Below are 24,954 nucleotides of genomic sequence, written 5' to 3'. Positions count from 1 at the left end.
GTATTTTATTTACGGCACAAAATTACTTTTTGCCTGTGGCCGAAACTTGAATAAATCGGTCATTTTCATTTTTATGCAGTTCCCTTGGATTTACACCCGAACGTTTCTTTACCTCCCTGCTAAAATGAGCCTGGTCTGAAAAATTGAGTTCAGGGAAGAGCGCTCCTTTTTTGATCTGCTCAAAAGAGGCCTTAAAACGCAGGATGCTACAATAGGATTTTAAGGAAAGTCCGAAGTACTGGGTGAAATAACGGTTTATCTGCCTGCTGCTCCAAAACGACTGTTCGGATAATGCTGCAATGGTCATTTCCCCGTTTGATTTATAAATCAACCCAAACAATATCTGTTTTCGGTTGTCAATATCAGCAGGGATCAACGCCTGAATTTTCCGGGACGCTTTCGCCGAAATGGCGTCAAAATCATTAAGGTCGGCTTCTTCAAATCCCCAGAAGTCATTGGCTAATGGTTGAAACCCATTTAATAGTCCTGCGATTGATTGATGGAAGAGATATTCCAAAGCCAGCAGCTTAAAACTGATAAAAAACATTTTGCTGTTCGCTTCGATTGTTCTTTTGCCGTAAAGAGTCCCTATCCCGAGTAGATATATCTGAAGAGGATCGTCGTTATCCTTTGAAATAACCAGATCAAAATTTGCGTCAGGCATAACAACGACTTCCTTTTCAATACCTGTTGCATTCTCGACCATCCAAAAGCACTCGACAAAATCTTTTATTGATTCGCCGGGTAGATTTTTCTTGTATTGAATTTCGACCGCCTGCATTTGACACTGTTAGGAATGTTTGCCCTTTGTATTTACAATATACGAAATAGTTTATTCTTGTGCGGCGTAATGCGTCGATCGCCAAGAAAATCAGTAAATTTAACGATGAGTATTCAAGGTGGGATATCAGAACTTTTTAAGATAGAGGTACAGTGCCATTGCCCTAAGCAATTGCAGCAAAATAATGTAACCAGAGATCGGCTGGTGATCAATATTGGTGAACCAAAACTTATAGAGATCAGGCGACCCGGCTTTTGGGAGCAAAGAAAATATAATACCGGGGACTTTTCCATCGTGCCTTACGGCCAGGAAAATATTGTACGCTGGTTTGAGCCTATTAAGTTCATTGTCGTTCAGATCGAGCCCGGGTTTATTCAGCGCTTCCTGCAGATGAAAGATTTCTCATTGGCCGAATACCGAGGGATCAGTGACCGGATCGTTTATGATTTTGCCATGGGGATGAAGCAGGAAATGGAACAAGGCCAGCCAGCCGCTGAAATGTACATGCAATCGCTTGCTATTTCCCTGTCTGTCCATTTAGGAACGCAATATCAAGCTTCGGGCAAACCTATATATGCGCCTAAAGGCAAGCTGTCGTCTCTTCAGCTGAAGCAGTTGCTGGAATATTGCAATGTTTTCTTGCGAGAAGATTTTGGTGTCGACGACCTGGCGGCGCTCGTGCATTTAAGCCCCTTTCATTTTACCCGCTTATTTAAGAATACGGTAGGCGTGGCCCCCCACCAGTTTATTTTGAGGATGAAGATCGAGCGGGCAAAGCAATTGATGAAAAAAGGCGAAAGCACGTTGTCGCAAGTGGCCTACGAATTAGGCTTTGCAGATCAAGCCCATTTAAGTAATGCTTTCCGGAAAATTGTGGGCATATCGCCACGGCAGTACCTGCGCTTATGATTGAGCACGATTTTACAAGTTTTGGTGAGTGGCTCCGCCTAGCTTCGCATAAAAAAATCATGCAAGCCAACAAAGAAATATCAGGTAAAGCCGCCCTTGCAACCTGGGCCGTTCCCAGCCTGATTGAAGAACAAGGCGCTCATATGCCTTTGTGTGAAAGGGGAAATCGCTAAAAAGGCAGTGCTAAAGGTCAACAATACCGGCAAAATTCCATTTCTTGAATTTTGCCCTTTTCCCTTCGCTTGGTTACCTCTTTGTCTTATTCAAACAAAATAAACGAAGCAATGAAAACAATATCCATCGGCGGACTACTAATGTTTACCACAATGTTTCCCGGCGCTGCCCAAACGCAGGCTGATAATGCTTTTTACAGCCACAAACAATCGCAGTGGCTTACAAAAAAAGCGGGGCACTGGAATGTTACGATGACATTGCAACCGGCAAAAGATGCCAAGCCCATTAGTATAAAAGGATTGGAAGCGGAACGATTAATGATCGGCGCTTTTGATCTGCATGAAACCATGCAGCCGGCAAAAGGGACGGCCATGCCTTTATTTAAACGTATAAGCGATCTGGATTACAATTTTAATAATGCCCGGTGGGATTATATGTCAATTGACACGCGCATTACCGCCGGCATTATGTTCTTTACTAATTATGCGAATGAAGGCGACAGCATCGTTTCTTACCTATTAGACTTTCCGCATCCCGGTCTGGGTCCACAGCAAACGGATAGGGGGAAAAATGTGCGCTGCAGGAATGTGATCATAACAATTGATGAAGACCATGATACCGTAAAGCAATACTGGAAGCTGACGGATGGTGAAGAATGGCTGGCGGTACAGTATGATTATACAAGGGCGAAATAGCGGGAAACGGTCTGTCCATTCTATATTCCAAATGAGTCAACATCAAATACCATGAATCTAAAAAACAAGACTGTACTTATCGTTGGCGGCAGCCAGGGAATGGGGCTTGGTGCGGCCAAACAGGCACTGCACGCCGGGGCAAAGGTCGTATTGTTAAGCAGGGATCAATTGAAGCTTGATCAGATCGTAGAAACGCTCGGCAGCAATTGCAGACGTATTGTTGGCGATATTACAGCGATAGACTCCTATAAAACCCTGCTCGAAGAAGCCGGCCCGTTTGATCATCTTTTCATTTCCGCGTCGCCTGGTGGCAGTACAACTTTCGATACAGCATATACATCAATCGGGCAAACCTATTTGTACGGCAAATTTTGGTATACTTTTTCATTCCTGCAGGCTGCCCTGCCCTTTATCAATGAAAAGGGCTCTATAACGCTGCTATCAGGCGGATTTGCGGTGAGCCCGCATCCCGAACATGTATTGGTTACCGTAGCTTTTTCCGCCATAGAAGGATTGGCCCGGGCGCTGGCGATTTCACTAGCGCCATTGAGGGTAAATGCGATAAGACCCACAGACATTGAAAAAGACACTTCCACGTTTCAGTCGGCTGCAGCAAAGGAACAGTACGAAACAGAGACTGCCTCCGCAACATTGACTGGTCGCATTGGCCGGGTCGAAGATATTGGCGAAACAGTCGTGTACCTTATGAGTAATCCTTTTATTACAGGGCAAATTATTGAACTTGACGGAGGCGCCAGTATTAGCTACTATCGCTTTAGGGGGGCAGATCGCTAGCTATGAAGCAAGTAGGGAGACCAGTGAAGACAACAGACGATCCAAATTCAGGAAACACGTTTTACAAAGCAATCTTCAATCCAATTCACTAATATTAATATCCAATAAAATGGAACAGGAAAAAATTACGCAAACAGTTAGCAACTTGTTTGACGGAACAGACAGGCACAATTGGACAATGGTTGAGAACGCAATGGCAGAAAACATTGTGCTTGACTTTTCATCAATGACAGGCGAAAGCGCATCTACTAAAACAGCCACACAGATAGTAGAAAATTGGGCCGCATTTCTTCCGGGCTTTGACAAAACACATCATCAGCTTTCAAATTTTGAAGTAAGGCAACATGGCAATATCGCAACAGCTCATTATAGCGGAAAAGCCGATCACTACATAGGACCAGATGTTTGGACGGTCGAAGGGACTTACGATACAGAACTTTCAAAAACAAATAATGATTGGCTGATTACAAAGCATACATTCAATTTCACAAGGCAAACCGGCAATATAAATCTTCCGGCAAAGGCATTAGAAATCATGAAATCCAAAGCAATTCGTAAAGTGCAATTCATTAGCGAAGGGCTTGTATTAAAAGGCAATCTTCATGTACCACCAGAATTTCCCGAAAACAAAAATGCATAATGCGATTGTGGTAACAGGAAGCTGGATGACGGTAAAAGAACAGATGCCGGATCTGTACGCAGCTAAGTTGGCGCTCTTTGCGTACAACTTAGCGCCCTCTGCGGTTAACCATTCCCCAAAACCACCTATTGTTGATCACATTACCCATTTGATAAGTAGCTTAGCCAAGCAACATTAATATTGCCTGTTGACCGGTAGCCAGAAGCATTCATGATGGGTTGAAGTGGTATGATCTCAGGCGCAATCATATATTCCGCGCTATCTCCGACAATATGACTGTCCATAACGCGCCATTCAATAAAACAGACGAGGCCCTGATTATTGATATGATACGGCATCGGTGTACTGGTATCACCGGAACTAAAATATCTAGTGGGCATGGTTACCGATCTCCACCATTAAACGGGTTTCTTCGATCACTTTCTCCAGAAACGAACGGTTCTCATTCCCCCAGTTATCCATCATATCGATAATCGGTAACAGGGATGCTCCCAATGGAGTCAATGAATATTCTACTTTGGGCGGCAATTGGGGAAATATCTCTTTGCTGATAATACCGTGCGCCTCCAGTTCTTTGAGCTGCCTGCTTAACACCCTTTTAGTCAGTGTGGGAAAAGCTTGTTCGATTCGCGCGGGACGTTTAATGCCCGCATGGATAGCATTAATAAGAGACATTTTCCATTTTCCTCCCAGTACTTCTTTAGTAAGGTGTAGGCCGCATTCGATGGGTATGGGTATTTTTCTTTCGTAACGCATAATTACAAATTTAACCATAAATCAATATTGGGATATAGGGATAAAATTGTCCCTATAGGTCAAACAAGTCCCTTATTGTTTCGGCGAGGTATGTATTTCAATTTTGTGCTATAAATTTTTTGATAAAATGAATGCACTACACGTTTTGTCCTCTTTTGAAAAAGAGAGCTTAAACTTAAAAAACCGTGTTGTTATGGCCTCTATGACACGGGGCAGAACGACCAACGAAGCATTGGTGCCTACCGATCTGCATGCTGTCTATTATGCTCAGCGAGCCGCTGCGGGGCTAGTCCTGACCGAAAGCGCATGGGTTAGTAAAGATGCGATAGGCTTTGTCAATATTCCGGGAATATACAATGAGGAGCAATTGGCCGGATGGCAGAAGGTAACCCATGACGTACATAGTAAAGGAGGCAAAATATTTTTACAGGTATCCCATGTTGGTGCGGTCTCGCATCCCGACTTTTTTGAGGGGAAATCTCCTAAGGGGCCATCGGCAATCAATCCTGAAGAAAAAACGTTTACACCACAAGGATTTAAGGATACACAGACGCCTGAGGAGCTGACCAAAACCGAAATACAAAATATCGTCACAGATTATCATAAGGCCAGTAAAAATGCCCGGCAAGCTGGTTTTGACGGCATCGAAATTCACGCGCAGCTGTTTACCTTGATTCCTCAGTTTTTGAGCCGGGCAGCCAATCAAAGAACAGATGAGTATGGCGGAAATATCGAAAACCGCTCCAGAATACTGTTTGAAATATTAGATGTTGCCATCGAAGTTTTCGGAAAAAACAGGGTTGGCATTAAGTTTACTCCGGCCTTTTTCAGTTCCGGAATTATTCGTCCCGATTCGGAAACTCTGGCAGATTACGAATATCTGTTGGCCCGGCTGAATAAATATCCATTGGCTTATTTGCACATTGTCGCTCCGGTTGTTGATTTAGCCGGCACGCCATTAGCTTCAATAAAAGAGGATTATTTTGGCTTTTTCAGAGCCCATTATCAGGGAACGCTAATGGCGAACGGTGGATTTACCTTTGCAAGCGCCAATGAAATTATTGCAAACGGCAAGGCTGACCTGGTATCGTTTGGAAATCTGTTTATTGCCAACCCTGATTTGGTAGCGCGCTTTCAAAATAATTGGCCGCTTGCTACAGCAGATGTCGAAACGTTCTATACAGGTGGTGAGCAGGGATATTCCGATTATCCAAACTACAAAACGAGTTGATCCATGCAAAAATCCCAAAAGTGGCATCGGTCGTTGGTGGAAGCTGTGGTATGTACCCGGGCTTTCGATTGGGGGGCTTGACCACTGCTGATAGCGGTAGTAAAACGCATGTACGCGAAAGCCGACGTTCCGTTAGTAGACCTGAATATCAATTATACCCAGCCGACAGCTTATCACTATGCTTTGGCAAAGAACCGGCATCATTATAAGACTTAAAGGAATATTGATCATTGGCAGCGCAAATACCGTACACCATTCAGGATTAATGGTGCCGGATGCTAACGATGCGTTTGAGTGGGCAATGAAAAATAAAACATTTGATCCTTCAGGGCGGTCATCAGGCTTTGATCAATTTTCAGAGATCAGACGGGGCCTTTGAATTAGAGGCTCCCCGAAGTATTTTATTCCACTGGGTTTACCCAGCCTGTTTACTTTTTCAATGTTTGAAAGGTAGTTTGAGCGCTATTAGTACGCCAGTGGCTTAACACCACATCGGCCATGATGACAAGGATGATGAGCACTATAAAGCAAGCAGCCATCGCTGTCTTGGTCTGCTTAGAGCCATTGGCTGAACTTTTTGATATACCATGTTTTAATCAGCTGGGTAAGCAGGCAATAGGCCGTAAGTATGGCCAGAAGCCAGGGGAAATAGCTGAGGGGCAGGGGCTGCATTTTCAATGCCGCTGCAAATGGAGAAAAAGGAATAATCATACCGGTAAGCATAATCAGTGAGGTGAGCGCCACCACAGGAGCCGACGCCCAGCTTTGGATAAATGGAATTTTACGCGTGCGGATCATGTGTACGATAAGGGTTTGCGACAACAAGCCTTCGATGAACCAGCCACTTTGAAACAGGGCCTGATGTGCAGGACTGTTGGCCTTAAAAAAGAAGAACATCAAGGCAAAAGTGGCATAGTCAAACACGGAGCTTATCGGACCGATGTACAGCATGAACCTGGCGATACCAGAGGCATCCCATTTCTTGGGCTTTTCAATAAAATCCTTGTCCATCGTATCCCAGGGAATGGATACCTGAGAGATATCATAAAGCAGGTTCTGAACCAGGATCTGTACCGGGAGCATAGGAAGAAAGGGTAGCAACGCACTTGCGCCCAGCATGCTGAACATGTTGCCAAAGTTGCTGCTGGCCGTCATTTTAATGTATTTGATGATATTGCCGAAAGTCCGGCGGCCATAGATCACTCCTTTGCGCAGCACCATCAGATCCTTTTCCAGCAGGATAATATCCGCGCTTTCCTTAGCGATGTCTACAGCCGTATCCACACTAATGCCCACGTCTGCATCCCGTAGCGCAGCAGCGTCATTAATTCCATCACCCATAAAGCCCACAGTATGGCCTTTCTCCTGCAGTAGCCTGACCACTCTCGATTTCTGGACCGGGCTTAGCTTGGCAAAAATGGATACAGCCGCTACATGGTTTTGCAGCTCATTGTCGCTCATTTTTTCAAGGTCGTTTCCCAATAATATCTTGTCGAATGGGATGCCTACATCCCTGCATATCTTCCGGGTGACGATCTCATTGTCCCCGGTCAGTACTTTAATATGCACGCCCAGCCGCTGCAGCGCTTCAATGGAAGCTTTGGCGGAAGGCTTGGCAGGATCAAGAAAACCGATAAACCCTGTCAGGACCAAATCAGCCTCATCTTCTACGGAGTAGGTCAATGCCCTATCGTCAAATACCCGGATAGCGACTAACAGAACCCGCAGCCCTTCTTCATTCAATTTCCGGGATGTTTGCAGGATTTGCCGGCGCACGTCGTCATCCATTGCGATGACCCGGTCCGTTTCTATATGCAGTTGCTTGTCTGCTCCGGGGTCAAAAGCATGGCTGCAAAGGCCGAGCATTTCCTCCACTGCTCCTTTACAGATCAACAGCTGTTTACCGTCATGCTGCTTTAGGATAACAGACATCCTGCGGCGCTGAAAATCGAATGGGATCTCATCTACCTTTATATAGCGTTCGTCCACCATAAGGTAGTCATGCAGCTCTATATGTTCCAGTACAGCTATATCCAGCAGGTTCTTTAAGCCGGTTTGATGATAACTGTTGAGGTAGGCCCACTTCAGCACCTCTTCATCATCCTCGCCAAAAATGTTGAGGTGCCGTTCCAGTACGATCTTGTCCATGGTAAGCGTACCGGTCTTATCGGTGCAGAGTATATTCATGGCGCCGATGTTCTGTATGGCATTCAGACGCTTAATGATCACCTTCCGTTTGCTCATATTTATGGCTCCTTTGGCGAGATTGGCAGTAACGATCATCGGCAACATTTCCGGCGTCAGGCCTACAGCTACGGCAATAGCAAATAAAAGCGCTTCCCACCAATTGCCTTTTACCACGCCGTTGATGAGAAAGATCAGGGGAACCATAACCAGCATAAAGCGTATGAGCAGATAGCTTACTTTATTGACTCCTTTGTCAAAGCTGGTTTCGGTAGGTTTGCCTACAATGGCCTTGCTAAGCGAACCGAAGTAGGTCTGATTCCCGGTATTGACCACAATCGCGGTAGCCGAGCCGCTAATGACATTGGTTCCCATAAAGCAAACATTATCCAGCTCAAGGGGACTTTTCGACTCCGCATCCCGTACAGGCAGGTTCCTTTTTTCAACCGGCAACGATTCGCCGGTTAACGTGGCCTGGCTGATAAATAGATCTTTGGATTGGATGATCCGGCAATCGGCGGGGATCATATCGCCAGCTGATAAAAAGATGATCTCTCCCGGTACCAGTTGTTTAATGTCTGTTTCCACCTTCCCCTGTCCCTTGCGCAAAACGGTAGCCGTAGTTTTCACCATGCTTTTAAGCTGTTGTGCCGCACGATTGCTCCTGTATTCCTGAAAGAAACGCAGCAGGGAGCTCACCATTACCATAATGCCCACCATCACTACTGTTTTGTATTCCGCTTTACCCGGTTCTGCCAGCCATATATCTGTCACAAAGGAGATGAGCGCAATCGCGATCAGGATACCGATAAAGGGATTGATAAATACCCGTATTAATTGCTTATACCAGGAAGGGGCTTTTTCATGGTGCACTTCATTGGGCCCTGTTTTTGCCAAACGGGCTTTCGCCTGGATATCCGGCAATCCCTCGACGCTACTCTCCAGCATCGTCATAAAATCGTACTGGTCAAAGCGCGACACCTGTTGTAATTGTGTCGTTGCTGCTTCTTCAATGCCATTTGGCCGCAGCTTTCGGGCATCTGAGTGTACGTATTTGTTCCGCCGTTCTTGTATTACTGCCATAACTACCTGATTCAATAATTGATAAAATGAGGACCGTCCCTTAAACTACAGGTCATTTTCATGTTCCATTTTCTTCCAGCTTACTTCATAGACCAGTTGTTCTATCGTCAGCCGTCCGGCAATTTTTTCCATTGTGCTGTCTTCATTACTGTTTGCCAGGATCTCCGCTGTGATAATGGCTGAATCCGGATTCCCATTATCTGTACTTTTTAATGACCGGAGCAATAGCCGGTCATCATGGTTGGTAAATTGAAGTAATAATACCCGCAGATGGTTCTCTACCTCCTGTTTGCACTTGATGATAATGTGATACCCTATCTGGGTAGTGATACTTTTGTCAATGGGTAAACGGCTTAGCCGGATGCCTACTGGGCGCATCAGGAGATGGGTAACAATGATGAAAGCGGAGCCAACAAGCGCTTCAGAGAGGTACCCCATACCACACAAAGCGCCGATAGCCGCCGAACACCACAGGGTAGCTGCAGTATTCAGGCCTCTTACATTGACACCGTCTTTCATAATGACTCCCGCGCCCAGGAAGCCTATCCCGCTTACCACATAAGAAGTGACCCTTCCTGCAGCGTCACCACCGACCTTTACGCCTATCGCAACGAACATACTTGCACCTATAGCCACAAGCATATTGGTGCGCAACCCGGCCATACGTTGCCGCCATTGCCGCTCCATACCGATTGCAGCGCCTAAGAGAAAGGCAACACCCAGCCTTAAAGTAAAATCAAGTGTGGTAAGCATGGTAAAGTCCCTCTTTTTTTAAGCAACAGGAATGAAAAGGAATAAGAATGGTATTCCAGCTACCCGTAGTCAATCACAACCGGTTGACGGTTATCTGTCCGCTACAGATTGTCTGGTAAAGACATTCTTTTCATGATTGCGCTGCAAAACTAAAACGGCCTCTGCAAAGAGGCCGTTAGAGGAGCTATAGAATGTTATTAGAATTTCATTAGAAAGCCGGTCAGCGGTGCGGAAGCGTAAGTGTGAAGATGGTGCCTTCCTTCTCCCTGGATGATACAGCAACAAGGCCTCCATGCAGCGCTATAATTTTCTTCGTCAGCGAAAGCCCGATGCCGTTACCTCCGGTAAAGTTTTTGTTGGCGCCCCTGTAAAACGGGGTGAAGATATGTGGCAGCTCGTCCGGACTGATGCCGATGCCACGATCAGAGAAGCGAAGCAGTATATTTTGGGGATCATATGTGATGGAAACAGTGCTTTCGTGATCTTCCGAAAATTTACAGCCATTTTCCATCAGGTTAATGAAGGCCACCTTTAGCAGGTATTCGTTGCCGCGAACAGTAATATCACTATCTTCTTCAATCTCCCGCTCAAAGGTGATCTTCACTTTATACAGGAACTGATTATGGAGTACGTCGGCCCTGGCATCCAGTAAGAGTTCGTCCAGCCGGATAGGTTTAAATGCAATCTCTGTTTGGTCATAATTGGCTTTAGCGAGGTCCAGTAAGCTATTGGAAAGGCGTATGAGTTTCTGGGTATCGGAAATGGCATGAGCAATGGCTTGCTTATATTCCTCATTGCTTCTTTCTTTCTCCGTCGTCAGTTGCAACTCTGCGAGCATGGCAGTTAACGGCGTTCTTAATTCATGAGAGATATTGGAAACAAAATCCTTTTGAGCGTCAAATGAATGTTCGAGCCGGTTCAGCATCTCATTAAACGTAATCGCAAGTGCTGCGATCTCGTCCTTTCGGTTACCCTCATCTACCCGCAGGTCGAGATTGGTTGCAGTAATCTCTTTTACGTTACTCACCAGGGAAGATACCGGTTGTAAGGTCTTTTTTGCAAGGAACCGGCCGGCAAAGAAAATGATCACGAGAGAGATGAGTAGTGCGACGACGATCGTATTGCGCAACGTAGCGAGTTTGGTGAGGCCATATTCGTCTCTTGCAGCAGCAGTAATTACATAATGTTTTCCCTGATGTTCATATAGAAACCCGACGACCTGAAGGTCGTTGATGTAAAACTGCATCTCCTTTTGAGCGATGATCTTATCTATCATTCCTCTTGTTTCTTTTACCTTATCAATTTCTACAGCGTCGTGGTAGAGCAGGTGAAACACCGTATCGTATATCGCCACTTCTTCCTGGAATAAAGCGTTCGGCGCATTTTTATAGATAAGCTGCAGTACATTGGGGTCGATTTTTGTATCGAACAGCAGGTTGGCTTTGGTCGATGCCTGCTGCTTCAGTCGCTTGAAGTATTCGTCTTCCCGAGTTTCCGAAGAGGTGAAATAGACCGTAGAAGCGAAGGCCAATAGCAATGCGGCCACAAGCAAGGTAAAGAGTAGGGTAAGCCTTGTCCTGATCTGCATATCAGCCCTGTTTAAAGATAAAACCTAAGCCCGGTTTGGTGTGAATGAGCTTCGTGTCGAAGTCACGGTCTATTTTCTTGCGCAGGTAATTGATATAGACATCGATGAAATTTGTCCCGGTGTCGAAGGTTGTTTCCCATACATTATCGGCAATCTCCGATCGGGACAGTACCCTTTCCGGATGTTGCATCATGTATTGGAGCAGCTTCAATTCCTTGGGTGTAAGCGAAAGCTCTTTCCCGCCACGGCGAACGATTTTGGTGTGGAGATTATATTCGAGGTCGGCATATTTCAACACAAAGCCCTGAGCGCCGGTGTTCCCAATATTGCGTTTGAGCAATGCCCTTATGCGTACGTGCAGCTCCCGAAACTCAAAAGGTTTTACCAGGTAATCATCGGCACCGGCATCAAAGCCCTCTACCTTGTCATCTGTAGTGCCCAAGGCAGTAAGCATGATAATAGGGACCATGGGTTTCAGGTTACGTATTTCCCTGCAAATATCGATCCCATCCAATTTGGGTAAAATAATATCGGTAATGATGAGGTCAAAATCCTGGCTTAATGCCAGCTTTTTACCGGATAGGCCATCGTAGGCTACCGAAACCTGGTAGTCATGTTCCTCTAACCCGCGCTTTACCAGGGCCGCAATGCGCTCATCGTCTTCAATAATCAGGAGATTAGGCATATCCTTGAACTTAACACGGTGTAAAGATAAACTACAGATCCAGATTTAGCCTTATTAGTGCATAACTTCCTATAATGGTATACCTAAAAAAAAGCAGGACAGGCTCAAGGACCGGCGGATGTTTTGTTTCCTATATCGACATAGTCAGCTACTTATCTGCCCACAATCTTTTTTGTTACAAATTCATTGAAAAAGTAATCCCTATAAACACTTCCGATGGGTATTTCGTTTGAACCTATGTACACCGTATTATTATCGACTGAATCGATATGCTTAACATTGATGATATAGGATTTGCTTACTCTCACGAACATGTCTTTGGGCAACTGATCGCTAATCGTTTTAATATTCATCGCCGTAATTACTTTCTGATTGTCGCTGTGCATCACGACATAGTCTTTTAAGCCCTGAATGAAAAGTATGTTATTGAAATAGATTTTAAATATTCTTCGGTCTGCCTTCACAAAGAAAAAATCGTCTGCTACCTGTTCGATATTGTTATTAAGGTAATCCGCCTTGAATAATTTGGAGTATATGCGGGCTTTTTCAACAGCTTTCTGAAAACGTTCTAATTTTACGGGCTTTATCAGGTAGTCAATAGCATCTACCTCGTAGCTGTCCGTAGCAAATTCAGAATAGGCGGTTGTAAAAATCACAAATGTTTCTTTCGGAATGGTTCGGGCAAAGTCAACTCCGTTAACTCCCGGCATTTGTATGTCCAGAAAGATCAATTCGACAGTATTGTTTTCTATAAAATGGATAACGGTCTCGGGGCTCTTGAACGAGCCGATCAAATCCAAATCATCCGTTTCATTAATCAACATCTCTATGGCCTCTCTTGCCAATGGTTCATCATCTACAATAATGCAGTTCATAATTTTATAGTTAATGTTGCGCAGTACGTTTCCGCATCATCTTCAATGCGTAAACTATGTGATGCGGGGAACAGCAGTTCAAGTCTTCGCCTGATGTTCGCCAATCCTAAGCCACCTGGATTAGCCTCCGGCTTCAGAACTGGTTTTGAATTGATACATTTAAAGAAAAGCTGGTTGTTCCGGACCTCGAAAAACAGGTTTACATACGATGCCTTTGCCGGATCGTTATTGTGCTTCACGGCATTCTCCACAAACGAGATGAATAGCAATGGAGGAATCTGCAAGCCGCTCAAATCTCCCTCTTTTGAAATCAGGAAATCAAAACTATCCCGCCTTACTTTTTCCAAATTTAAAAAATCTTCCAGGAAATGAATATCTGAAGTCAGCAACACCTTATCTCTCGCACTATCATAAAGCTGGTAGCGAAGCAAATCGCTCAATTTCACTAAAACCTGGGAAGCTTTCTCCGGATCTTTTCTCGTAAGTACGTTGGCATTGTTCAGCATATTAAACAAGAAATGCGGGTTGATCTGGTTTTTCAATTGCTCCAATTCGGTATCAGTTTTCGACTGCTTCAGCTCGTAGATCAATTGCTTGTCCATCATTCCTTTTTGAAACAGTTTTATGGAGGCAGAAGCCGCTAACAGCAGCACGGTCAGAAAGGAAAAAAGTGGGATGTTCAGTCCATGGTCTTTATTAAAAGGATTGAAAAAATAACCACAAACAGCCACCACAACAAGGATGCCAATCACCGCAAAACAGTAGGCAATATTTTTATTCCTGAACAAAAGCTTCGGCACCAGCAAGTACATATTTACGTAGAATAGCACGATAAAATACGTAAATATCACCACCGGATTTTTGATTACGGAAGCACTGTTGTACAACACAGCGCCTATAGAAACAATGAACAGCAGATGCCGGAATATCCTGCGTTCAGGTGAGATCAGGAAACGGAAAAGCACGTTTTCGCTCACGGGCTGTTGATGGGTAAATTTATTCATCTATAGAATTGTATAGAACAAACTTAACATTTAACGCTGTTCCCAGTACCTGCTTTTATACGAAAGTGCACGCTTTTTATACGAAAGCAGGAAGCATCCGTAACACTTAGATCGGAGATTTTATTTGGTAGTGTATTGACATACTTTGCTATAAAAGATACTGTGTTTGGTATAATTAAAAAAAACGATCATCACCGGGGAATAGTTTTGTGTATCCATTACAACTGTCCAATCGGATTTAAGACATGAGATACCATACCATTTGTATACTGTTGTTGACAGCCTTTTCATTTGAGGCCAATGCACAGGAGAAAATCACTTTGAGTGGAACTATTACCATAAAAACAAACACGGAAACAGTAGCCGGCGCAAGCATTTCCATTCCTGAAGCAAAGGTATCAACAATTACCAATGCGTATGGCTTTTATACCATCACCCTGCCCAAGGGCGCGTATACCATCGTTATCAGCTGTGTGGGATTTGAACCTGTTGAAGAGCATATCGCTCTTACGGAAAGCAGCAAGAGGGATTTTTCGATGCTTGAAAAAAGCAGTGCCTTAGATGAAGTAGTGATCAGGCATAATAGTTCGGCGAGCAACATTCAAAAACCGGAAATGAGTGTGCACAAGCTTTCCATATCAACCATCAAAAAAATGCCGGCAGTTATGGGCGAGGTTGATATTCTGAAAGCCATCCTGCAGCTTCCGGGAATTTCCACGGCACAGGAAGGAGCAACAGGTTTTAACGTAAGAGGCGGATCAGTTGATGGCAACTTGATATTGTTAGATGAAGCCGTTGTCTATAATACTTCGCATCTGTTCGGCTTTCTCTCCGTTTTTAATGCCGACGTGATCAAAGATCTGAAATTGTATAAAGGTGGCATACCCGCCAATTTCGGCGGGCGCACTTCCTCTGTTCTCGATATTTATCAAAAAGAGGGGAACAACAAAGAATATCACTTAACAGGTGGCATCGGGGCGGTTTCTAGCCGGTTACTGGCCGAAGGCCCCATTGTAAAAGATAAAGGTTCGTTCGTGGTTGCCGGTCGTGCTTCTTATGCTCACTTGATCCTGAAACTGGCCGATAATCCCAATTCTGTCTCCTTTTACGATCTGAATGCGAAGCTGAATTATAAGATCAACGACAATAACCGGGTTTTCCTTTCCGGATATTTCGGCAAGGACAAAATGGATTTCAACAATTTTTTCAGCAACAATTATTCAAACTCATTTTTTAATCTTCGTTGGAATCATATCTTTTCCGAGAAATTATTTTCCAACGCATCGGTCATTTACAGTAAGTACAACTACGGCCTGAACATAAGGTCTGTTGGTATCGATTGGGTATCTGACATCCGTAACTATAATCTGAAGTACAATTTTAGCCATAACCTGTCTGATAAGCTGGTTTTGAATTATGGCGTCAACGCCATCTTCTACCAATTCAATCCGGGTACAATAAGACCATTGGACGCTGCATCGCCGATCCATGCCGACCAGATCGAAAAAAAATACGCCTGGGAAAATGCCGTGTATATCAGTGCCGAGCAAAAACTAACGGATAAAATATCATTGAACTATGGACTGCGCTATAGCTATTTTCTACGGTTGGGAGAACAGAATGTCAATAATTATGCCAATGATCAGGCTGTGGTCTTCAATCCTGAGCTGCAAATCTATGAGGAAGGAACGCCTACCGGTGTAACCCATTACAACAGGAACGAAAAGATCACCGGCTTTGGAAACCTGGAGCCCCGTTTGGCCATTTCTTATACCATAAACGACGACCAATCCATTAAAGCAAGTTATAACCGGATGAGCCAGTATATCCATTTAATTTCCAATACCGCTTCCGTTTCTCCACTCGATATCTGGGCGCCAAGCGACCAATATTTGAAGCCGGAAGTTTTGGACCAGGTTGCATTGGGCTATTTCAGAAATTTCAGCAATGGAAATTATTCTTTGGAATCAGAAGTCTTTTATAAGAAGACTAAAAATAAAGCAGATTATATCGACGGCGCCGAATTGATTGCCCGCAAAGCCATCGAGCAGGTATTGCTCAACGGGGAAGCAAGGGCTTACGGACTTGAGGTAATGCTGAAGAAAAATACAGGGAAGCTGACAGGCTGGCTTTCGTATACCCTTTCTAAAGCAGAGCAGCGCACACCGGGAAGGGATGCGGCCGAGCCTGGCATCAACAACGGCGCATGGTATCGTGCCAACTACGATAAAAGACATAACCTTTCCCTTACAGTCGCTTATCAACTAACGAAAAAGTGGAGTCTGGGCGCCATTTTCACCTACCAGACAGGCAAAGCGGCAACCTATCCTATCGGCAAATACCAATACCAGGGGATTACGATCGGGAATTATGGCGCTCGGAATGCCCATTCGCTTCCGGCCTATCACCATTTGGATTTATCGGCGACATACACACCCAAACCTGACACCAAAAAAAGATGGAAAAGCGAATGGGTATTCAGTATTTACAATGTTTATAATAGAAGTAACGCCGCGTCTATAATGTTTGAGCAAAACAGGGAAACGGGGTTGAGCGAAGCAAAGCGGATCTCGATTTTCGGTATCGTGCCGGGTGTGACTTACAACTTCAAATTTTAATGCTACAAACAGCAAAAATGAAAAATACACTTAGATACCTGGTTGCTTCGTACTGTATTTTCCTGCTGTCTTGCACAAAGGTCGTGAAGGTGGATCTGGAAACAGCCGAACCGAAATTGGTAATTGATGCATCGATTGATTGGGTAAAGGGTACCACAGGCAATGAGCAGAAGATCAAGCTCTCCACCACAACGGGATATTACAGTACTACTTTTCCAACAGTTTCAGGAGCAGTTATAGAGATAACAAATTCAGTGGATACCGTTTTTGGCTTTATAGAAAATCCCGGTACGGGAGAATATACCTGCTCCAATTTCCGGCCGGCTATCGGGGAGACGTATACACTGAAAGTAGTTTTGAATGGTGAAACATACACCGCAACCGAGACATGCGTAGGTGTGCCAAAGATTGAAAATAATATTACACAGAATAATAAGAGTGGGATTGGCGGTGATGAAGTGGAGATCACCTATTACTACCAGGATAATGCCGGCGAGGAAAATCACTATCTGCAGCGTGTGGTATCGCCGGTAGCAACATTTCCCGATTATAAAGCCGAAGATGACGAGAACAGCCAGGGCAGCCTGATGCAAGGTAACTTTTCCGACAAAGACCTAAAGGCTGGCGACAGGATAAACATCAGGCTGTATGGCATTTCCAGGAGATATTATGATTATTTCAGAAAATTGTTAGCGGCATCCGGAGCTGGCGCCGGCCCATTCCAAACAACACCAGGATCGGTGCGCGGGAACATCATTAATCAAACCCATTTTACAAACTCCGCTTATGGATATTTCAGCATATCGGAAGTGGACGTGAAGGACTATATGATATGGTAAAAAAACACGATTGAAAAACATAAAAAAAACCACGATTGCTATCCTTAGTCGTGGTTGGTATTGGTGGAGGATAACGGTTCGAACCGATGACCTTCCGATGCCGTCCGGGACGCCCTTGCCAACTGAGCCAATCAGGAATTCAATATACCGGCGGCTCTTTTTCTGCTTTATCGCAAGTTCCCTTCTTACTGCTTCGGCTCGTGTAGCAAAAGTTTCGCTGTAAACTACCTGCCAGTCGGAAGCTTTTTTGTCGCTTTACTTCCAGAGTTATTGTGACGAAACAACCTGGCCTCAATATTTTCGGCAGAACCGAACACTTTCAAAAGCCGGGGCTATCTTAAATGGACGCTACATAGTTACACCGGATTCAACATAGTTATACAATATGATGCCCTCCTTTATCGGGCTTTATTTAGTCTTGCAAAACATCTTTTTATTAACCGAATTTTCACTTTAAAAATGACAACGATGAAAAAAGACTTAATTATCCTGGCACTCACCTCTTTAATTCTGAACGTTTCCTGCAAAAAGATAAATGAAACGCAGAATCCCTCTAAAACAACTCAAACAAATCGGACAATGGCTTTAGAACTTGAAGATGATGCCGCCAACCCTAACAATCCGTATGATGAAATAGGGCGAATACACAACAATGGATTGCTATATGTACAGAAGACAAACGGGATCAATAATCACAATGTAGGCGATATTTACGCGGCAGCTGTCGAATATGCAACAGCAAATGGCCTCTCAATACCTACAGAAGACGATTTTAACAAAAACGTCACCAAGATTTCAGCAGGCGTAGACCAATACATTAGCAACCTTTCAATCTCGGGTACTGCCAAAAATCATATCAGCGTCATTCTGAATACTCTTTCAGACGATGATGATTCATATGCGATCAGAAAAAGTAAAGTAACCGAAGTGGAGACAGCTGTATCAGCCTCCGCATTGACAGCAACTGAAAAAGAAATGGTTTTAAAAGTTGCTTCCACTGCTCGTTATTCTGCAGTTTATTGGATTAATATAGACACCGGATTTGATCCTGTAAATGACACGGATCCACAACCTTACCGAATTCGTCTTGCTACCGACCAGGAAGTAAGGGCAGCATGGAGGGCAATTTATGATGCTGCGGGGGCAATTTTTGGAAATGTAATTCAAAGCATTGGCCTCAGTGCATTCGCATAATTGTTCTTATAAATGAGGGCGAATAACATACCCTCATTTTGTCGTTCTATTCGCACTCCCTATGCGGTGTATTATTCCGCTATAACAAAGTTTAGAGTGAGTCTACCCAAAGAAATCAAAGCAACAACGGGAAGAAATTGAACCCGTTGTACAGGTTATCAAACCTTAAACGGTATTCATTTATCTTTTCTTTTTAAACCGCTTTATTTGGAGGTCAGGCAATATGTATGGGGCCTACCTATTGCTTGAAAAAACAAAGCCATATTTTTGAGTTATGCGATCAGTTTTTGTTCGTAAATTGGGACTAAAAGTACCGGACAAAATATTCGTCAAAGCATTATCTCTATGGTGAATAAACCTATCATAGCTGTTTACTTTGTATTACTAATATTGGGCTGCAGCAGCCCGGGGCCAAAGGTAAAAAGCCAGGCACTTAGTAAAACAAATGATGCTGCCGTCAAGCCGCGGACAAACAATTTTGAAATCATAGATGAAATTAAAACGGAAATAGGTAGCAAAGTACTACTACGTGAGTATGCCGTCTATAAGGATTCTGCTTACACGCTGGCTGCGTTAGAAAGCGTACTCCGGGAAATCTACAATCTAAACAGGGATAAGCATGCTTTTGAAAACCTTGACCTTACTACGCTGAAGAGCGTGTATGTATTCGCTTCAAAAGACGCTTATGAGCAACATAAATCAAATTGGGTAGCGATGCTGAGCAAGAATCCCAAGTTGAGGGAACCGGATATAATCATTAATGATTTTGATATCGCCGACCGATGTTATATTAGTGAGGAGATTAAAAGGAGATATAAAACGGCGTTGAAAAAATTAATGGCCCACCTGGATATGAGAGCCCTGGGCTTTTGCAGCCTTTCCAGGCTTCTGGGAAATATACAGCTTGAAAATATTTTCATGGCACGGGCCTTGTACCCCGATTATGGAAATGTGCATTTCGCTACGGTAAGGAAGTTGAATGAAAAGGCCTATCGGGGATTGAGAGAAAAATATGAGATCAGCCAGGACATGCTCGATCTGGTAACGTTTATTTCCATGTCATCTTGTGACTAGACTATTTTTAGTTCTAATTGATTACGATCGACTTTTAAATGCAAGTGTCAGAAGCCTAATGGACACTCGCTTTCAATCGGTCGGCATTGAGCAGTGGGCTAAGCCAGCCAACTTTGACAATATAAGGCAACGGTATGAGCAATAGGTTATCACCCAAACACACTAAAAATTAGACAAATGGCCGTTACAATCCTGCTTACCTCTATTATCACTTGTCCGGAATGCGGCTTTTCGAAAGAAGAAGAAATGTCCATCGACTCCTGCCGGTACTTTTACGACTGCGAATCGTGCAAGACGATCTTGAAGCCATTCACAGGGGATTGTTGTGTATTTTGTAGTTATGGTACGGTCAAATGCCCGCCCATCCAACAGGGCACCTCATGTTGCGGATAACTGCAAACACCAGAAAGCAAAACAGGATTAAGGGAAATACTAAAAAAACGTACTGGCGACTGCGATGACTCAAAACCGCCAAATAAGTCGTTAGCAATTGAACGCAAACCAGCAAATATGATTTCTTAATTTTTGATCTTCAATGACAAGTTCCCGGATACTACCCGGTAATTGATCGCGCTGCCATTGGCATTCCCTCCATCCGATATTATCTTTTTCCTTTTCACTGACAGATGCTTTGACCGCTTTTATCGCGTATGCGGCCGCTCCAAGATCGTGAGCTGCCACATGCGCTGTGACTGCCGCCTGCCCGGCAGCATAAGCTGCGTTGCGTGCGGCGCCTTTTAAATCTCTTGCTGCAGACATGGCACGCCCCCCGGCTGCGCGGCACGCCATCATTTTAATTTCACCCCGCACCCATGCGCGAGTATGTTCTATAGCCTGGCGCGGCCGATGATCCCGGGGCCGTTCTGTCTCAAAAAAATGCAAAACGTGTTCGGCGCAATTAGCAGCCCACAGTGCAAGTAAATGATGGTCTGCATCGGTCAAAGTGCCGCCCCGCCTTACCGTTATCAATCTTGGGTCTCTGTCTTTGGGTAATATCATCAAGCCGTAGCATTATCGTCGTAAGGGTCATGATATAAAAAAGCAAATTTAACGCTTCAAAAAATACATTTCCTAAATGATACATGTCTAATGGCGTATGTCGGGTTTTACAATTTACGCCATAGTCTTCACGGCGCTTTAGAAAGCGCCTTGCCTAATTTTATGCCATCATTGATTCGACATCGCTACCTTTTCCCCCTTAGGAATAGCAGTAGAAAGCCCCCGGTCGCAACCAACGACCGGGACGGGGGCTTGCAGCGGATAGCGCAGCCCGGAGAGAACGGCCAAGCCCGGATATACAGGAATGTTTTAAAGGAGGAGAACAGAATTATTAAATGTGCCGTGTCAAATAAACCGGCTAAAAGAATGGCCCGGGACCCGGCGATCCTGATCCCCGAATGGCCCGGAGGCCGCATGGTCGTCAAAAATATCCCGGAATTCATCAGGCTGGAATTGAATATACTGGCTACCTTTAACTCCTGCCATCTCTTCAATCTGCCGTTAAAACGCCTTCAACAGATCGAAAGGGCCATCCAGAACCAGGCAATTTCACTGCTAAAAAGATAAGTATTATCCAGGCTGTTTAGTCAAACATTCCATTGAATCGTGCCCCTATTTAAAACGACTAAATACGACCAGGACTAATCCTAAGCAGGCTTTTTGCCATAAAGAAGAAGGCGTTTGAAGGCATATATAGCCGGAAGCTTTGGAAAGCGTATAGCTATCCTTTCCTTAAAGGTTGCTGTGAAAAGCGGTTTATGCTCGTCTTCGAGCCGCTCCATATAAGGGACCAGGGCCGAACCCGAGATAAAATCATAAAGTGTGTCATGACTATCGGCTATAATGGGGTATACTTTCTGCATGATGTTGATATCTGTTAATCCACCGTCGAAAAAAAGCTGTGCATAAGTATCCATGTCAAGTACCGGTGATTCCCTTCTCCAGCCATTGAGCATCGACCGGAAGGGCTCTTCGCCGACCAGATCGAGCAATATCTTGTTGAGCAGGTTTTCTTGCTGCACGGGCATCTGTATCGCTAACTGTCCGCCCGGGTTCAGCATTTTAATTAGTTTAGGAAATAGCTGCCGGTGGTCATCTGACCATTGCAGGGCTGCGTTGCTGAAGATCAGGTCGTAGTTAATTCCGGAGTCTGCAACCTCTTCTGTCGTGGCTTGACTGAAATGCAGGCGGTCGGTCTCATAAGACTTGTGCTCCCGGAGCATTTCGGCCGACGAATCGATTCCAATAAAATTAGCTTCTTTAAATCGTTCTACCAGGATAGAGGTCTGCTCGCCGGTACCACACCCGATATCGATAGCGTTCATTCCAGCCGAAGGTTCTATCAGGTCAGCGAGGTCAAAGAACGGGCGATAGCGTATGCCCTTAAATTTATTGTAGGTTTCCGGATTCCATGGCATAATTTGTCCTTTTTGTTATTGTCAGACTTTTTCTTTCCCTGCAAAGTAAAACAGCCTGCTCAGCAAAGCCGATATCAAATCCGCTTTTACTTTTGCGAAAGGAATGTACGATTTTTTTTATAAAGAAGCCGTCCTGCCCCGATCCGCCTTCATGCACATGACCGCCTTCGATAAAGCCGGCTTGATGGAAAGACCGTACTTGGTTGGCCGGCCTCTTTCGCCATTTTGCATGTATATAGTAACCTAGTGGTTAATGGGAATATACCTTACCGACGAGGGGTCAATTTGCTGTGGCTTATCCAATAATTACTGCCAAATAAATGCAGTTTTGTTTTGCCAGATTTCAATAGCTCGTCTTATCTCAACGTGTCTCTTTTGATATCTTAAATACTATGGTTTATCCTTGGCGTCATGCTTTTCATTATCTTAGTCGGTTAAATAAATAAGTTCAGATGAAAGATGAATTACCGGATTGGTATGCGGGGCTGAAGAAAAAATATCCTGTGGTGACGACCAAGGAATGGGAGTTGCTTGATCAGATCGTTACCATCAAAAGAATAAAAAAGGGCGATTCGTTTTTAAGGATTGGGAGAATAGCGCGCTTTTCTGCATTCGTAATTTCCGGAATGTTCAAGTATACGATACATGACGAAGAGGGAAACGAGAAGATCATCAAGTTCGGTTTTCCGAATGACCTGCTTGCAAACTGTGAAAGCTACAATAAAAAAGCGCCGTCCGCTGTAAGTATCGTTGCGCTGGAGGATGCCGTGGTTTTCAAGTTAAGCATGAAAAGATTACAGCCCTATTATGACCGGCACCCCAATCTTTTGCAGGTAAATCTGCAGTTGTACCAGGAATTAATAGAACAACAATCGGAACATCAATATATATTGTCTTTAAAAACACCGGTAAGCCGTTATCGATATTTGCTGGAGCGTCGTCCGTTTATTATTCAAAAAATATCACTTACAAATATAGCGCGCTATTTGTATATCAGCCGCGAGGCTTTAAGCCGCGCCCGGCTAGTTCTTTTAAAACAGCCTGGCAACTTTTGTGACTGAGATCACGGCCTGCATTGCCGTGTTCGTATAGCTTTGTTTGAAAAAAAATGAAGCGAAATGTAATTTTACTCCATGGTCTTTTTGGAGGACTGAGCAATTGGAAAGATGTGGTTGTATATTTTGAAGACAAGTTTAATTTCTATATTCCAGAGCTCCCGATTTATAAAAAACATGATACAGATAGCCTGGGATATCTCCTTGATTTTTTGGAAACGACAATTGCCGACGCCGGGCTTAAAAATGTAATACTTGTCGGCAATTCTCTCGGCGGACACCTTGCCATACTTTACACCCATAAACATCCGGGGAATGTTTCCAAATTAGTATTAACCGGCAGTTCCGGGCTTTACGAAAACACACAGGTGGGGAGCTATGTGAAACGGGGAAACTATACGTATATAAAGGAAAGGGTTGCCGCGACATTTTATGATCCTGCCATAGCGACAAATGAACTTGTAGAAGAAGTGCTGCGGATAACTACCAATCCATTCAAATGTTTGTGCTCCATTAAAATTGCAAAATCTGCACAACGGGGTAATGTGCTCAGGCAGCTTCCCGGGATTTTAACCCCCGTGCTATTAATTTGGGGTGAAAATGATCAAATCACCCCTCCGGCCGTGGCGCTCGAATTCAGGGATCATTTACCCAATGCCAGGCTTGTTCTACTGCAAGAATGTGGACACGCGCCAATGATGGAACGACCTGATGATTTTAATCTTGCCTTAGCTGAATTTCTAGAATAATCTGAGTTTGGAAACCAATTGGAGGCAAAAGTAAAGAACTAAGCTTTTTAGATAATTACCGGCTCCTTAACCCGAGTGGGTTTCTGGCGTTTAACTTGTGGGTAAAATAATGTGCTGATCAACAAATGGCGATGAGCTGTCCTTGGGCATACTTGTGTTTTCTTGCCCCGTTTTTACACTGCACATTTTCTGCAGTAACGTTCCTGAACTTTAAGACTCACATTCAAAAGCAATAACAGAATGAAAAAGAAAACATTAGGCTTGAAGCTGGCATTGAAGAAACGCACCATTGTTGAATTGGGCGCCAATAATAGCGTGCAGATTTTAGGAGGAGCTACAATGGTTGCCTGCGTAAGTGTCCAGGCCGAAGAAACTTGCCTTTGCGTGCAAACAGAAACTTGTCCGCCAACAGGTTTGTTTTGCCCATCTGGACCGGTACAATGCCCCCCAACACCAACTTTGGGCTGTCCGACGGCGATGACCAACTGTTCTGTTCAACTTTGCCCAGGCGGCTAAGTCAGATGAAACAAATATTGATTTTAAGGCCATTCTACAGTGGCCTTTTATTGTGCTTTGTGTTACCAAACACCTTTTACACAAAACCCAGGATGGGGAATGAAACCAAGCTATTTAAAAATGAACCAGACTTAAAACGGCCATCATTTATTGATTTACTTAAACCGCTTAAAACTGTATTAAATTCGTTCTGGAGGTCATCGAGAGGTCATCGAAAAAAAAAGGCACTTACGGTTTTTCGTAAGTGCCTGATTATCAAGTGGAGGATAACGGTTCGAACCGATGACCTCTTACATGCTATACGCATTTTTACCAATTTCAAACAGTTTCAAATAGCAT

The 24,954-nt window shown here is 44.2% G+C and carries 25 protein-coding genes; 15 read left to right on the top strand and 10 right to left on the bottom strand.

Annotated elements, in window-relative coordinates:
* Positions 1-22: 22 nt before the first annotated feature.
* Entirely contained in the window at positions 23-781 is a 759-nt protein-coding gene (locus DZK30_RS11505; protein WP_118974286.1) for a helix-turn-helix domain-containing protein, read from the bottom strand.
* Between DZK30_RS11505 and DZK30_RS11500 the strand changes: the two genes are divergently transcribed.
* The 5 genes from DZK30_RS11500 (at position 761) to DZK30_RS11485 (ending at position 3,994) form a co-directional block, all read left to right on the top strand.
* Entirely contained in the window at positions 761-1,690 is a 930-nt protein-coding gene (locus DZK30_RS11500; protein WP_162903033.1) for a helix-turn-helix domain-containing protein, read from the top strand. The genes DZK30_RS11505 and DZK30_RS11500 overlap by 21 nt on opposite strands.
* Positions 1,687-1,863: a hypothetical protein gene (locus DZK30_RS25830; protein ID WP_162903032.1), complete on the top strand. Its 177-nt coding sequence runs from the start codon at positions 1,687-1,689 to the stop codon at positions 1,861-1,863. The genes DZK30_RS11500 and DZK30_RS25830 overlap by 4 nt, the downstream gene beginning before the upstream one ends.
* 111 nt (positions 1,864-1,974) lie before the next feature.
* Positions 1,975-2,559 (top strand): DUF1579 family protein, encoded by a 585-nt coding sequence (locus DZK30_RS11495; protein ID WP_118974284.1) that lies wholly within the window; start codon positions 1,975-1,977, stop codon positions 2,557-2,559.
* Between the two features lie 51 nt (positions 2,560-2,610).
* The gene (locus DZK30_RS11490; RefSeq protein ID WP_118974283.1) at positions 2,611-3,354 is read left to right on the top strand and encodes an SDR family oxidoreductase; all 744 of its coding nucleotides are present in this window, start codon (positions 2,611-2,613) and stop codon (positions 3,352-3,354) included.
* 109 nt (positions 3,355-3,463) lie between these two features.
* Positions 3,464-3,994 carry a nuclear transport factor 2 family protein gene (locus tag DZK30_RS11485; protein WP_118974282.1) on the top strand — a complete coding sequence of 177 codons (531 nt, stop codon included), beginning with the start codon at positions 3,464-3,466 and terminating at the stop codon, positions 3,992-3,994.
* A gap of 369 nt (positions 3,995-4,363) precedes the next feature.
* Here DZK30_RS11485 and DZK30_RS11475 read toward each other — a convergent pair whose 3' ends face one another.
* A complete protein-coding gene (locus DZK30_RS11475; RefSeq protein ID WP_118974679.1) occupies positions 4,364-4,750 on the bottom strand; it encodes a winged helix-turn-helix transcriptional regulator in 387 nt (128 codons plus the stop codon).
* A gap of 127 nt (positions 4,751-4,877) precedes the next feature.
* On the opposite strand from DZK30_RS11475, the gene DZK30_RS11470 reads away from it, so the two are divergent.
* Positions 4,878-5,981: an alkene reductase gene (locus tag DZK30_RS11470; RefSeq protein WP_118974280.1), complete on the top strand. Its 1,104-nt coding sequence runs from the start codon at positions 4,878-4,880 to the stop codon at positions 5,979-5,981.
* A gap of 555 nt (positions 5,982-6,536) precedes the next feature.
* Here DZK30_RS11470 and mgtA read toward each other — a convergent pair.
* From mgtA to DZK30_RS11440, 6 genes are all read right to left on the bottom strand, one after another.
* On the bottom strand, positions 6,537-9,248 hold the full coding sequence (gene mgtA / locus DZK30_RS11465; RefSeq protein WP_118974279.1) for a magnesium-translocating P-type ATPase: 2,712 nt from the start codon (positions 9,246-9,248) through the stop codon (positions 6,537-6,539).
* Between the two features lie 45 nt (positions 9,249-9,293).
* The gene (locus DZK30_RS11460) at positions 9,294-10,001 is read right to left on the bottom strand and encodes an MgtC/SapB family protein (RefSeq protein WP_118974278.1); all 708 of its coding nucleotides are present in this window, start codon (positions 9,999-10,001) and stop codon (positions 9,294-9,296) included.
* A 220-nt stretch (positions 10,002-10,221) separates the two neighbouring features.
* Entirely contained in the window at positions 10,222-11,589 is a 1,368-nt protein-coding gene (locus DZK30_RS11455; RefSeq protein WP_118974277.1) for a HAMP domain-containing sensor histidine kinase, read from the bottom strand.
* Position 11,590: 1 nt separating this feature from the next.
* Positions 11,591-12,274: a response regulator transcription factor gene (locus DZK30_RS11450; RefSeq protein ID WP_118974276.1), complete on the bottom strand. Its 684-nt coding sequence runs from the start codon at positions 12,272-12,274 to the stop codon at positions 11,591-11,593.
* A 152-nt stretch (positions 12,275-12,426) separates the two neighbouring features.
* On the bottom strand, positions 12,427-13,149 hold the full coding sequence (locus DZK30_RS11445) for a LytR/AlgR family response regulator transcription factor (protein WP_118974275.1): 723 nt from the start codon (positions 13,147-13,149) through the stop codon (positions 12,427-12,429).
* Complete coding sequence (locus DZK30_RS11440; RefSeq protein ID WP_205529418.1) at positions 13,146-14,153, bottom strand: sensor histidine kinase; 1,008 nt, start codon at positions 14,151-14,153, stop codon at positions 13,146-13,148. Before DZK30_RS11440 ends, DZK30_RS11445 begins: the two co-directional genes overlap by 4 nt.
* Positions 14,154-14,398: 245 nt before the next feature.
* Between DZK30_RS11440 and DZK30_RS11435 the strand changes: the two genes are divergently transcribed.
* The 5 genes from DZK30_RS11435 (at position 14,399) to DZK30_RS26515 (ending at position 20,271) form a co-directional block, all read left to right on the top strand.
* Positions 14,399-16,771 (top strand): TonB-dependent receptor, encoded by a 2,373-nt coding sequence (locus DZK30_RS11435; protein ID WP_118974274.1) that lies wholly within the window; start codon positions 14,399-14,401, stop codon positions 16,769-16,771.
* A gap of 17 nt (positions 16,772-16,788) precedes the next feature.
* Positions 16,789-17,610, top strand: a complete 822-nt coding sequence (locus DZK30_RS11430) for a DUF4249 domain-containing protein (RefSeq protein WP_118974273.1) — start codon at positions 16,789-16,791, stop codon at positions 17,608-17,610.
* A 468-nt stretch (positions 17,611-18,078) separates the two neighbouring features.
* A complete protein-coding gene (locus DZK30_RS11420) occupies positions 18,079-18,804 on the top strand; it encodes a hypothetical protein (protein ID WP_162903031.1) in 726 nt (241 codons plus the stop codon).
* A gap of 345 nt (positions 18,805-19,149) precedes the next feature.
* Complete coding sequence (locus DZK30_RS11415) at positions 19,150-19,878, top strand: hypothetical protein (protein ID WP_118974271.1); 729 nt, start codon at positions 19,150-19,152, stop codon at positions 19,876-19,878.
* Between the two features lie 177 nt (positions 19,879-20,055).
* The gene (locus tag DZK30_RS26515) at positions 20,056-20,271 is read left to right on the top strand and encodes a GDCCVxC domain-containing (seleno)protein (protein ID WP_118974270.1); all 216 of its coding nucleotides are present in this window, start codon (positions 20,056-20,058) and stop codon (positions 20,269-20,271) included.
* 90 nt (positions 20,272-20,361) lie between these two features.
* Here the strand turns inward: DZK30_RS26515 and DZK30_RS11405 are convergent, their stop codons facing one another.
* Positions 20,362-20,877, bottom strand: coding sequence for a putative immunity protein (locus tag DZK30_RS11405; RefSeq protein ID WP_118974269.1), 516 nt, complete (start codon positions 20,875-20,877; stop codon positions 20,362-20,364).
* Between the two features lie 342 nt (positions 20,878-21,219).
* Between DZK30_RS11405 and DZK30_RS25825 the strand changes: the two genes are divergently transcribed.
* Complete coding sequence (locus tag DZK30_RS25825) at positions 21,220-21,444, top strand: DUF6965 family protein (RefSeq protein WP_162903030.1); 225 nt, start codon at positions 21,220-21,222, stop codon at positions 21,442-21,444.
* 80 nt (positions 21,445-21,524) lie between these two features.
* On the opposite strand, the gene DZK30_RS11395 is transcribed toward DZK30_RS25825, so the two are convergent.
* Positions 21,525-22,295: a methyltransferase domain-containing protein gene (locus tag DZK30_RS11395; RefSeq protein WP_118974267.1), complete on the bottom strand. Its 771-nt coding sequence runs from the start codon at positions 22,293-22,295 to the stop codon at positions 21,525-21,527.
* Positions 22,296-22,747: 452 nt separating this feature from the next.
* Here DZK30_RS11395 and DZK30_RS11390 point away from each other — a divergent pair, with 452 nt between their 5' ends.
* The 3 genes from DZK30_RS11390 to DZK30_RS25820 all read left to right on the top strand — a co-directional run bounded on the left by DZK30_RS11390 (position 22,748) and on the right by DZK30_RS25820 (position 24,615).
* Positions 22,748-23,356, top strand: a complete 609-nt coding sequence (locus tag DZK30_RS11390; RefSeq protein WP_118974266.1) for a Crp/Fnr family transcriptional regulator — start codon at positions 22,748-22,750, stop codon at positions 23,354-23,356.
* Between the two features lie 47 nt (positions 23,357-23,403).
* Positions 23,404-24,099: an alpha/beta fold hydrolase gene (locus DZK30_RS11385; protein WP_118974265.1), complete on the top strand. Its 696-nt coding sequence runs from the start codon at positions 23,404-23,406 to the stop codon at positions 24,097-24,099.
* 240 nt (positions 24,100-24,339) lie between these two features.
* Positions 24,340-24,615 carry a class I lanthipeptide gene (locus DZK30_RS25820; RefSeq protein WP_162903029.1) on the top strand — a complete coding sequence of 92 codons (276 nt, stop codon included), beginning with the start codon at positions 24,340-24,342 and terminating at the stop codon, positions 24,613-24,615.
* The last annotated feature ends 339 nt before the right edge of the window (positions 24,616-24,954 follow it).

Source organism: Taibaiella koreensis (genome assembly GCF_003545715.1).
In the GTDB taxonomy this organism is placed as follows: domain Bacteria; phylum Bacteroidota; class Bacteroidia; order Chitinophagales; family Chitinophagaceae; genus Taibaiella; species Taibaiella koreensis.
The sequence above is the reverse complement of the archived record's forward strand: the minus strand, read 5'-3'. Positions and strand labels throughout refer to the sequence as shown.

Excerpts from the sequence above, each read along its gene's own strand:
- DZK30_RS11435 (WP_118974274.1), top strand. The coding sequence starts at position 14,399 with ATGAGATACCATACCATTTGTATACTGTTGTTGACAGCCTTTTCATTT.
- DZK30_RS11390 (WP_118974266.1), top strand. The coding sequence starts at position 22,748 with ATGAAAGATGAATTACCGGATTGGTATGCGGGGCTGAAGAAAAAATAT.
- DZK30_RS11420 (WP_162903031.1), top strand. The coding sequence starts at position 18,079 with ATGAAAAAAGACTTAATTATCCTGGCACTCACCTCTTTAATTCTGAAC.
- DZK30_RS25820 (WP_162903029.1), top strand. The coding sequence starts at position 24,340 with ATGAAAAAGAAAACATTAGGCTTGAAGCTGGCATTGAAGAAACGCACC.
- DZK30_RS11405 (WP_118974269.1), bottom strand. The coding sequence starts at position 20,877 with ATGATATTACCCAAAGACAGAGACCCAAGATTGATAACGGTAAGGCGG.
- DZK30_RS11495 (WP_118974284.1), top strand. The coding sequence starts at position 1,975 with ATGAAAACAATATCCATCGGCGGACTACTAATGTTTACCACAATGTTT.
- DZK30_RS11440 (WP_205529418.1), bottom strand. The coding sequence starts at position 14,153 with ATGAATAAATTTACCCATCAACAGCCCGTGAGCGAAAACGTGCTTTTC.
- DZK30_RS11460 (WP_118974278.1), bottom strand. The coding sequence starts at position 10,001 with ATGCTTACCACACTTGATTTTACTTTAAGGCTGGGTGTTGCCTTTCTC.
- DZK30_RS11395 (WP_118974267.1), bottom strand. The coding sequence starts at position 22,295 with ATGCCATGGAATCCGGAAACCTACAATAAATTTAAGGGCATACGCTAT.
- DZK30_RS11430 (WP_118974273.1), top strand. The coding sequence starts at position 16,789 with ATGAAAAATACACTTAGATACCTGGTTGCTTCGTACTGTATTTTCCTG.
- DZK30_RS11505 (WP_118974286.1), bottom strand. The coding sequence starts at position 781 with ATGCAGGCGGTCGAAATTCAATACAAGAAAAATCTACCCGGCGAATCA.
- DZK30_RS25830 (WP_162903032.1), top strand. The coding sequence starts at position 1,687 with ATGATTGAGCACGATTTTACAAGTTTTGGTGAGTGGCTCCGCCTAGCT.
- DZK30_RS11450 (WP_118974276.1), bottom strand. The coding sequence starts at position 12,274 with ATGCCTAATCTCCTGATTATTGAAGACGATGAGCGCATTGCGGCCCTG.
- DZK30_RS11485 (WP_118974282.1), top strand. The coding sequence starts at position 3,464 with ATGGAACAGGAAAAAATTACGCAAACAGTTAGCAACTTGTTTGACGGA.
- DZK30_RS11455 (WP_118974277.1), bottom strand. The coding sequence starts at position 11,589 with ATGCAGATCAGGACAAGGCTTACCCTACTCTTTACCTTGCTTGTGGCC.
- DZK30_RS11470 (WP_118974280.1), top strand. The coding sequence starts at position 4,878 with ATGAATGCACTACACGTTTTGTCCTCTTTTGAAAAAGAGAGCTTAAAC.
- mgtA (WP_118974279.1), bottom strand. The coding sequence starts at position 9,248 with ATGGCAGTAATACAAGAACGGCGGAACAAATACGTACACTCAGATGCC.
- DZK30_RS11385 (WP_118974265.1), top strand. The coding sequence starts at position 23,404 with ATGAAGCGAAATGTAATTTTACTCCATGGTCTTTTTGGAGGACTGAGC.
- DZK30_RS11475 (WP_118974679.1), bottom strand. The coding sequence starts at position 4,750 with ATGCGTTACGAAAGAAAAATACCCATACCCATCGAATGCGGCCTACAC.
- DZK30_RS26515 (WP_118974270.1), top strand. The coding sequence starts at position 20,056 with ATGGCCGTTACAATCCTGCTTACCTCTATTATCACTTGTCCGGAATGC.
- DZK30_RS11445 (WP_118974275.1), bottom strand. The coding sequence starts at position 13,149 with ATGAACTGCATTATTGTAGATGATGAACCATTGGCAAGAGAGGCCATA.
- DZK30_RS11490 (WP_118974283.1), top strand. The coding sequence starts at position 2,611 with ATGAATCTAAAAAACAAGACTGTACTTATCGTTGGCGGCAGCCAGGGA.
- DZK30_RS11415 (WP_118974271.1), top strand. The coding sequence starts at position 19,150 with ATGGTGAATAAACCTATCATAGCTGTTTACTTTGTATTACTAATATTG.